Annotated in this window: 6 protein-coding genes, 1 rRNA gene and 1 pseudogene; 3 read left to right on the top strand and 5 right to left on the bottom strand. The window is 70.7% G+C overall.

The features are described 5' to 3' along the window. The 3 genes and pseudogenes from rrf to ACFW9Z_RS24595 all read left to right on the top strand — a co-directional run. A 5S ribosomal RNA gene (gene rrf, locus ACFW9Z_RS24605) occupies positions 1-74 on the top strand; the annotation flags it as partial. Between the two features lie 455 nt (positions 75-529). Beyond that, positions 530-934: a hypothetical protein gene (locus ACFW9Z_RS24600; protein WP_384644461.1), complete on the top strand. Its 405-nt coding sequence runs from the start codon at positions 530-532 to the stop codon at positions 932-934. A 57-nt stretch (positions 935-991) separates the two neighbouring features. After that, positions 992-1,552 (top strand): annotated as a pseudogene (locus tag ACFW9Z_RS24595) (GNAT family N-acetyltransferase). Positions 1,553-1,584: 32 nt separating this feature from the next. Here ACFW9Z_RS24595 and ACFW9Z_RS24590 read toward each other — a convergent pair. From ACFW9Z_RS24590 to ACFW9Z_RS24570, 5 genes are all read right to left on the bottom strand, one after another. Continuing rightward, positions 1,585-3,213 carry a type IV secretory system conjugative DNA transfer family protein gene (locus tag ACFW9Z_RS24590; RefSeq protein ID WP_384644459.1) on the bottom strand — a complete coding sequence of 543 codons (1,629 nt, stop codon included), beginning with the start codon at positions 3,211-3,213 and terminating at the stop codon, positions 1,585-1,587. A 1-nt stretch (position 3,214) separates the two neighbouring features. Then, complete coding sequence (locus tag ACFW9Z_RS24585; protein ID WP_384644457.1) at positions 3,215-4,642, bottom strand: ATP-binding protein; 1,428 nt, start codon at positions 4,640-4,642, stop codon at positions 3,215-3,217. A gap of 69 nt (positions 4,643-4,711) precedes the next feature. Beyond that, positions 4,712-6,262: an SCO6880 family protein gene (locus ACFW9Z_RS24580; protein WP_384644455.1), complete on the bottom strand. Its 1,551-nt coding sequence runs from the start codon at positions 6,260-6,262 to the stop codon at positions 4,712-4,714. Next, positions 6,259-7,632 (bottom strand): hypothetical protein, encoded by a 1,374-nt coding sequence (locus ACFW9Z_RS24575; protein WP_384644453.1) that lies wholly within the window; start codon positions 7,630-7,632, stop codon positions 6,259-6,261. Before ACFW9Z_RS24575 ends, ACFW9Z_RS24580 begins: the two co-directional genes overlap by 4 nt. After that, on the bottom strand, positions 7,622-8,485 hold the full coding sequence (locus ACFW9Z_RS24570; protein ID WP_384644451.1) for a hypothetical protein: 864 nt from the start codon (positions 8,483-8,485) through the stop codon (positions 7,622-7,624). Before ACFW9Z_RS24570 ends, ACFW9Z_RS24575 begins: the two co-directional genes overlap by 11 nt. Between the last annotated feature and the right edge of the window lie 63 nt (positions 8,486-8,548).

Raw genomic sequence — 8,548 nt, 5'->3', positions numbered from 1 at the left:
ACCCGGAAGCTAAGCCTTTCAGCGCCGATGGTACTGCAGGGGGGACCCTGTGGGAGAGTAGGACGCCGCCGAACAATTATTGTGGGAAAGCCCCGTGCCATCAGGCACGGGGCTTTTCTGCGTTTCGGGCTTTCTCGGCACGGTGAGGCACAGCTATCGGCATCGAGCGGCCTGCCGTCACTCCACGGTCGTACCTGGTCGCACCTGCCATCAACCGCGCGGCGGAGCGAGTTCCGTCCGCAGTGCGATCCCGCGCCCTCGCAGGACTGCGATCGTCAAGAGGCAACGGACCAGCCACCAGCCTGCCGAAACCGAGGAGGCCATGTGCCCCTGCCGATACGTGCTGACGACCGCGCCACCCCTCCGACCAGTCGGTTCCGCGCCGCCTGGGGTGCCGCTCACGAACCGGTCCCCGGAGTGTCCCGACGCCTGCGTCTCACCGCATATGCCCTGCCCCTTGCCGTGCTGCCGTCGAGCCTGCCGGCGGCTGCCGGCGGCATTCGGCGAAGGGGTCAGCCTCGGTGAGCGGATGTACATCCCCTCCCTCTCGGTCGTCTCCGAACTTCTCGCCTTCACCGCGATCGGCCTGATCGCCCGCTGGGGCGAGGTCTTCCCGCGCTGGGTCCCGCGCCTGGGTGGGCGGCAGGTCCCGACGAAAGCCGCGGTCGTTCCAGCCGCCCTCGGAGCCACGATCCTCACGCTCGTTTTCACCGCCCTGGCCGTCGTCAATGAAATCCAGGGCACCACGATCCGCGGCGACGACCTGCCCGACGACTTCCCCGGCGAGGCAGGTGGCTGGGAAGCCGCCTGGTTCTACATCTGCTACACGCCACTGATCTTCTGGGGACCGCTTCTGACCGTACTCACCGTCGCGTACGGCAAGCGCCGCCGCAGAGAGAGGTCTTATGCGGGCGTCACCAAGCGTGGCGTGTGAGGCTCACTTGCCACTTACTCGGTTGAGGCGGGTGCGGGTCGGGGCGAGGATCGGACCATGGACTATGTGATGCGTTCCGTGCGGGCCGAGGAATGGCCGCTGGCCAGGCAGTTGCGGCTGGAGGCGCTGAAGGACCCGGCGGCGCCCGTGGCGTTCTGGAGTCGTACGAGGAGGCGGCCGCGCGGCCGGATGCCTTCTGGCAGGACCGTACGGAGGCGGCCGCGGCCGGCAGGGACGTACGACAGTTCGTCGCGGAGTCGCCCGGGGGGGGAGTGGGTGGGCACGGTCACTGTGCTCGTTGAGCGCCCGGAGGACGATGTGCGCTTTGGCGCGGCTCCTGCGGTGAACCAGGGGCACCTGGTCGGGGTGTTCGCGCGGCCGGAAGTGCGGGGGGCCGGGGTGACGGACGCGTTGTTCCGGGTGGCCGTCGACTGGGCCTGGTCGCTGTCCAAGCCCCGGCTGGAGCGGGTGCGCCTGTATGTCCACGAGAACAACCCGCGCGCCTCGGCGTTCTACCGGCGGTTCGGGTTCGTCCCGTCCGGACAGCGGATCGCGGCGCCGGGTGGGCGGGGCGAGTGGGAGTTGGAGTATGTGATTGAGCGGGAGAGGAGGCGGTAGCTGTTGCTGTGGGGCGGGGCTGCCTTGCTCGTTCACACGGTGCCCGGGGCCGGGGCGTGCAGGTGTTGTTGCCAGCGGGCGCGGCCCTGTTCGCGGGAGCGGAGCAGGACGAGCGCGGGCATGCCGCGGGCCTGGCCCGTCGTCAGCAGTTCGGGGAGCTGGGGGAGCGGGGCCACGGCGGCCACATCGTCCAGGACCAGCGTCATTGGTGGGTCGAGCCGACCGTCGGATGACCGTGCGGCCATGCGGCGGCCGTGCTCGACCACGTGCGAGGCCAGCGCGGTGAGGAGGGGCATCGCGCCGGGGCGGGTGCGGGGATCCTCGATGGGTTCACCGACCACATAGAGCGTTCCCCCCTCGCGGCCAAAAGATTCCAGCGCGGCCGAATCCGATCGGTTTGCCGTGCAGGCATCCCGGATGTGCACCGAGGAGAGGGCCGAGAAGGCCCGTACGTTCAACTCCTGGGCGACTTCGCGCCGTTCCGGGTAGGCCGTGAGCGCGGACTCCAGGAGCCCGGCGAGGCCGGAGGCGGCCTTGGGGTGCGTACGGAGGAGGCGTACGGGTTCGTGGGCGCCGGCCCCCGAGGCCCAGCGGACGACCTGGCGGAACGGGCGGCCGTCCACCGCCGCGGCGTGCAGCCAGCACTGGAGGAGCGTCTGCGCGGTGTCGGCCACCGCCGCGTCGATCCGGGCCTGCGGGCGGACCGGGGCGAGCAGGGCGGCGGCACGTACGACGGCGGTGTCCGGGTCCTCGCAGCCTGCGGTGGGCGCCCAGTGGAGGCGGGCCGGGGTGTCGCAGAGGTGGCCGGGGTCGTAGACGAGGACCGGGCCGAGCTTGGCGCGGGCGTCCTTCGTCTCGGCCCAGACCGTGGGGTCCGAGGTGACGACCAGGGCGGGGCCCTCGGCGTCCTGGATGGCCTGGACGACGGTGGGGCGCCGGGCGGGGGCGGGGGCGTAGACGAGGAGGGGAGTGCGGGGGGAGGGGAAGGGGATGGTTGCTGCGGGGGCCGTCTGTGGTGTGTGCGGCTCTGGGGTGGAGAGTGCTGCTTGGGGGGTCTTTGTGAGTGGGGGTGGGGTGGGTGTGGGTGTGGGTGTCAGCGTAGGTGTGGGGGATGCGGCGGGGGGCTGGGGTTGTGGGGGCGCGGGGGACTTGTGGGGCTCTTGCGTGCTGTGTGTTTCGTGCGGGGCGTGGGGCTGGTGCGTTTCGCGTGGTTCGTGCGTCTCGTGGAGTGGGCCGTACCGGCGGTCCGTGCGGCGCTGTTCCCGTACGATCCGCCAGCGGGTCAGGACTCCGAGGACGAACACCGTCAGGACCACCAGCACCATCAGCTCGCCGATGAACAGGCCCCAGAACAGGCCGTAGCCGGAGAGCTGGGACGCGGGTGTCCCGGGCCAGGCGGCGGGGAGGTCCTGGGGGGCCGTGGCCAGTTCGCGCAGGGCGAGGGGGGCCTGGGTGAACGTGACGCCGTCCGGCCAGGAGCCGTGCGAGAGGAGGCCGGCCAGGCCGGTGGCCGTCCAGGTGGTCAGGGTCGCCGCGAGCAGGAGGCCGAGCAGCCCGACCAGCAGGCCGTCGGGGATGCCGCCGCTCCGAGAGCCCTCGTGGCGGGGGTGGTGCCCTCCGCCCTGCCGCGGTGCCGGTCCGCGCGCTGCCTGGCGTGCCATGTCATGCCACCGTTGACTGGGACGACTTGTTCATACGCTGCTGGTTCTCCATCCGGGCCGCCCGTTGCTCCGCCTCCAGCTCCGCGGCGCGGATGTCCTCGGGGAGCAGGTCGTCCGCGTCCGGGGCCGATCCCTCGGTCATGGCGCGGTCGGTGAAGACGAGGGGGCGTTCGGCCTCGGTGATCAGGTGTTTGACGACCTGTACGTTGCCGTTGACGTCCCAGACCGCGATGCCGGGGGTGAGGGTCGGGATGATCTCGACCGCCCACCGGGGCAGCCCGATGACCCGGCCGGTGGCTCGGGCCTCGTCGGACTTCTGGGCGTAGATGGTGCGGGTGGAGGCCATCTTGAGGATGGCCGCCGCTTCCTTCGCCGCTGCTCCGTCGACCACGTCGCTGAGGTGGTGGACGACGGCGACGAAGGAGAGGCCGAGTCGGCGTCCGAACTTCAGCAGGCGCTGGAAGAGCTGGGCGACGAAGGGGGAGTTGATGATGTGCCACGCCTCTTCGACCAGGAAGATGCGCTTCTTGCGGTCGGGCCGGATCCAGGTGTGTTCCAGCCAGACGCCGACGATCGCCATCAGGATCGGCATCGCGATCGAGTTGCGGTCGATGTGCGAGAGGTCGAAGACGATGAGGGGCGCGTCCAGGTCGATGCCGACGGTGGTGGGGCCGTCGAACATGCCGCGCAGGTCACCGTCGACGAGCCGGTCCAGGACGAGGGCGACATCCAGGCCCCAGGCCCGTACATCGTCTATGTCGACGTTCATCGCCTCGGCGGACTCGGGCTTGGGGTGGCGGAGCTGCTCCACGATGTCCATCAGGACCGGCTGGCGTTCGGTGATGGTCGCGGTGACGTAGGCGTGGGCGACCTTCAGGGCGAAGCCGGAACGCTCGTCGAGGCCGTGGCCCATCGCGACTTCGATGATCGTACGGAGCAGGGCGAGCTGGCCGGTGGTGGTGATGGAGGGGTCGAGGGGGTTGAGGCGGATGCCGCCGTTGAGGGCGGCGGTCGGGTCCAGGCGGATGGGGGTTATGCCCAGCTCCTGGGCGATGAGGTTCCATTCGCCGACGCCGTCCTCGCCCTGGGCGTCCAGGACGACGACCTGGCGGTCGCGGAAGCGGAGCTGGCGCAGGACGTAGGTCTTCTCCAGCGCCGATTTGCCGTTGCCGGACTCGCCGAGGACGAGCCAGTGGGGGGCGGGGAGCTGTTGCCCGTACAGCTGGAAGGGGTCGTAGATGTAGCCCTTGCCGCTGTAGACCTCGCGGCCGATGATCACGCCGGAGTCGCCGAGGCCGGGGGCGGCGGTGGGCAGGTAGACGGCCTGGGCCTGGCCCGTCGACGTACGGACGGGGAGGCGGGTCGTCTCCACCTTGCCGAAGAGGAAGGAGGTGAAGGCATCCGACAATGCGGACAGGGGGTCTCGCATGGGGTGGGTGCCCTCTCTTGTCGCGGGTGACGGTGTCGGTGGTGGGGGCGGTCTTCTTTTGAGCCCGCGTCAGCGGCGGATGCCCGTGGCGAACGGGAGCGTGTTCACGAAGGCGCGGTGGTGTTCGCGGTCGCACCACTCCAGCTTGAGATACGACTTGCCGGCCGAGGCGCGGATCGTGCGTTTGTCGCGGGCGAGGGCCTCGGGTGAACGGGACGACACCGTGATGTACCCCACCAGGTTCACCCCGGCAGCGCCGCTGGCCAGATCTTCACCCCGCTGGTCGAGCCGGCCGTGGGCGGCGATGTCGCGGGGGTCCACGGTGCGGTTCATCTTGGCCTGGCGGCTGGCCTCGGCGTCGTCGTTGGTCTTCTCGGTCAGCATGCGCTCGATGGCGATCTCGGTGGGTTCGAGGTCCATGCAGACGGCGACCGTACGGATGACGTCGGGGGTGTGGACGAGGAGCGGGGCGAGGAAGTTGACGCCGACGGGGGTCATCGGCCACTCCTTCACCCAGGCCGTGGCGTGGCACCAGGGGGCGCGGGTGGTGGACTCGCGGGTCTTGGCCTGGAGGAACGTGGGCTCGACCGCGTCCAGTTCGGCGGGCCAGGCGTTGCGCTTGGTCATGGCCTGGATGTGGTCGATGGGGTGGTCGGGGTCGTACATGGAGTGCACGAGGGAGGCCAGGCGGCTCTGGCCGAGCGGCTGGCGGACCCGGATGTCGGCCTCGGCGAGGCGGGCGCAGATGTCGGTGAGCTCGCGGGCCATGACGACGGCGAGTCCGGCGTCGCGGTCGAGCTTGCGGCCGCCGTGGGGGCGGGCGGCGCGGGCCATGGCGTTGGCCTCGGCGGCCAGTTCGCGGCTGTAGTGCATACAGGCGACGAGGTAGGCGCGGTGCTGCTCGCTGGAGGTGGAGACCATGGACTGGAGCTGGTCGTAGGAGTCCTGGAGCCAGCCGGGGGAGGCCTTGTCGCCGCGCTGGGCGACGTCCTTGGCGTGGGCGTCGGGGTCGGCGGGGAGGGTGCGGGCGAGCATCTGGAGGCGGGTGACGAAGCCGTCGCCGTTGGCCACGTGCTTGAGGAGGGTGCCGAAGCGGTCGACGAGGGCTTCCTGGTCCTCGCTGTCGCGGAGGCCGACGCCGGGGCCCTCGATCTCGATGGCGGCGGTGACGGTGCGGCGGTCGGCGTGGAGGAGTACGGCGATCTCGTCGGGGCCGAAGGGGGCGGCGAGCCAGCTGATGCGGCCGATGCCGGGGGGCGGGCCGATCTCGACCTCGCGGCCGTCGGAGCTGACGCCGGCCTCCATGGCGCCGGAGCGGTAGGCGGTGCCGCGGCGCAGGGAGCGCTTGAAGCTGCGGTTGATCTCGAACCACTTGTAGAACGTCCGCTGCTTGTACGGGACGTAGACGATGGCGAGGGCCAGGAGGGGGAAGCCCACGAGGCAGACGATGCGCAGGGAGAGGACGGGGACGAGGAGTCCGCTCATCATGCCGAGGAACGCGCCGACGATGATCAGGGCGATCTCGCCGGTCTCGCGGTTCTTGCCGACGATCGCGTTCGGCCGGGCGCGGCCGATGAGATACGTACGGCGGGGCGTCATCGTGTGGGACTGGGTCGTCAACGCCCTCCACCTCCTGTGCTCGGGTTACCTGTGCTGCCGAAGCCGCCTCCGCCTCGGGAGGAGCGGCTGCTGTGGGGGGTGCCGGAGGTGGGGCCGGAGCCGCCGCTGCGGGGCGAGGGTGCGGCGGAGGGGACAGATCCGCCGCCGGCCCCGCCCCCGCCTCCGCCGGAGGGGCGGGAGCTGTGTGCGGCGACGCCGCCGCCGGCCGGGTTGGAGGGGCGGGCGCCGCCGCCTCCCCCTCCGCTGTTCTGGTCGTTGCGGCCGCTGTGGGTCTTGATGCCCTGGGAGACGAGGGCGGCCGGGGAGCTGATGAGGGCGGCGGCCTGGGCGCCGTCGGTGGCCTGCTTGCGGTTGGTGCGGGCGCCCTGGATCTCGTCGCCGAAGCCGGGGACGAAGCGGTAGATCATGGCGGAGGCGAAGATGGCCAGGAGGATGATGGCGAGGCCGGAGACGACGGCGGAGAAGGCGTCGGGGCCGTCACCTGCGGAGAGCGCTCCGGCGAGGCCGAGGACGATGACGATGACCGGCTTGACCATGATCACCGCGATCATGATGCCGGCCCAGCGGCGGACGTGGCCCCACATGTTCTTGTCGACGAGGCCGGCGTAGACGACGATGCCGAGCAGGGCGCCGACGTAGAGCAGGGCGGCGCGGATGACGAGCTCCAGCCACAGGATGCCGGCGGCGACGATCGAGACGAGCGAGACGACGATCAGCATGATCGGTCCGCCGCCGATGCCGGTGCCCTTCTTGAGGGCCTCGGCGAACGAGCCGAAGAAGACGTCGGTCTGGCCTCCGGTGGAGGCGGCGATGACGTCGGTGACGCCGTCGGTGGCGGAGACGATCGTGTAGAGGATCAGGGGCGTGAAGGCCGAGGCGAGGACGGTGAGCCAGAGGAAGCCGACGGCCTCGGAGATCGCGGTGGTGAGGGGGACGCCGCGGATGGCGCGCTTGACCACGGCGAGGAGCCAGAGGATGAGGGTGAGGATGGTGGAGGCGGCGAAGATGACGGCGTACTGCTGGAGGAACTTCTGGTTGGTGAAGTCGACGTTGGCGGTGGAGTCGACGGCTTCGCTGAGCTTCCCGACGATCCAGGCGGCGGCGTCGGCGCAGCCTTGGGCGAGGGAGGTGAGGGGGTCCAGGGGGTCGGTGGGGCCTACGTTCTGTGTGCTGGAGCCGGTACCCTCGCCGCCTTCGCAGTAGTCCTTGGCGGGGCCGCGAATCAGGTCGCAGGGGTCGTTGGTGGGCTCGGGTGAGGGCGTCGGAGCCGGGGCTGCTGTCGCGCGACCGGCCAGCATCAGGGCTGCCACCTGGAGGCCGGTGAAGACCGCCGCCAGCGACCGCACGCGGCGGGACTGACTACCGGGCATAGGTGAACCCTCCGAACCCTTGAACGGCGTCAGCCATTTCCTCGGCAGAGGAAGCTGTTTGGTCTCGGCCGACGGGCACAGGGCCGTCCTTCTGCGTGAAGTCGGTGACCTTCCAGTCCCCGTCGACCCACTTCAGCTCGTAGGTGGTGGTGTACCAGCTCTCGGAGACCGGGTTCTTGGACCCTTCACCGGCCAGCCCGAACAGCGCGGAATACCAGACGGCGACCGTGGCGGTGTCGCCGAGGTACTTCTCGACCTTGGTTCCGACCGGGTTGGCTCGGGAGATGAAGGTCAGGCCCTCTGGGGCCTTGCCGTCAGGGTTGAGGCCGATGCTGGTGAGGAAGGACTCCTGGGAGTAGACCTTGTCGAGGTCGTCCCTGCGTGCGGCGGCCACGTCCGGTGCGTAGACCGCCTCGGAGATCTGATGGCGGCGCTCCTTGTCGAACATTCCGTCCGAGACCAGTGCCACCGAGTAGTTCGCCGCCGCGCTCTGCGCCCCCTGTTCGTCGTGGGCGAAGCCGGAGGGGATGGTGCCGGTCTTGGTCTGGACCGGCTTGGTGCCGGTGGCGGCGGAGCCTGCGGTTCCGGGGCTTTTCGCGCCCGGGGAGGCGGTGTCGTTGCTGGTGCCGCCCCGGTTGGCGAAGGCGATGGCGGCGATGAGGAGGACCACCACGGCGGTGATCGTGACCAGGGAGCGGGAGTTCCGGACGGGCCGGCGGGCGTGCGGGTGGCCCGGGTCGCCGTCCGGGAGGCGGGTACGGGTCTGGCGGGTGCCGCCGAGGGTGCTGTACGGGTCGTCCGTGCGCCCGCCCTGGTCCACGCCGCGGTAGTCGTGCTCGTCGCCGGGGCTCATGCCGCGTTCGCTCCCTCGGTCGTGTGCGGAACCGCGCATGACGACGGTAGCTGTGCTGGTTGC

The sequence above is a fragment of the Streptomyces sp. NPDC059452 genome (genome assembly GCF_042750035.1).
Taxonomy (GTDB): domain Bacteria; phylum Actinomycetota; class Actinomycetes; order Streptomycetales; family Streptomycetaceae; genus Streptomyces.
Note: the sequence above shows the minus strand (reverse complement) of the source record. Positions and strands in the feature narration are given on the sequence as shown.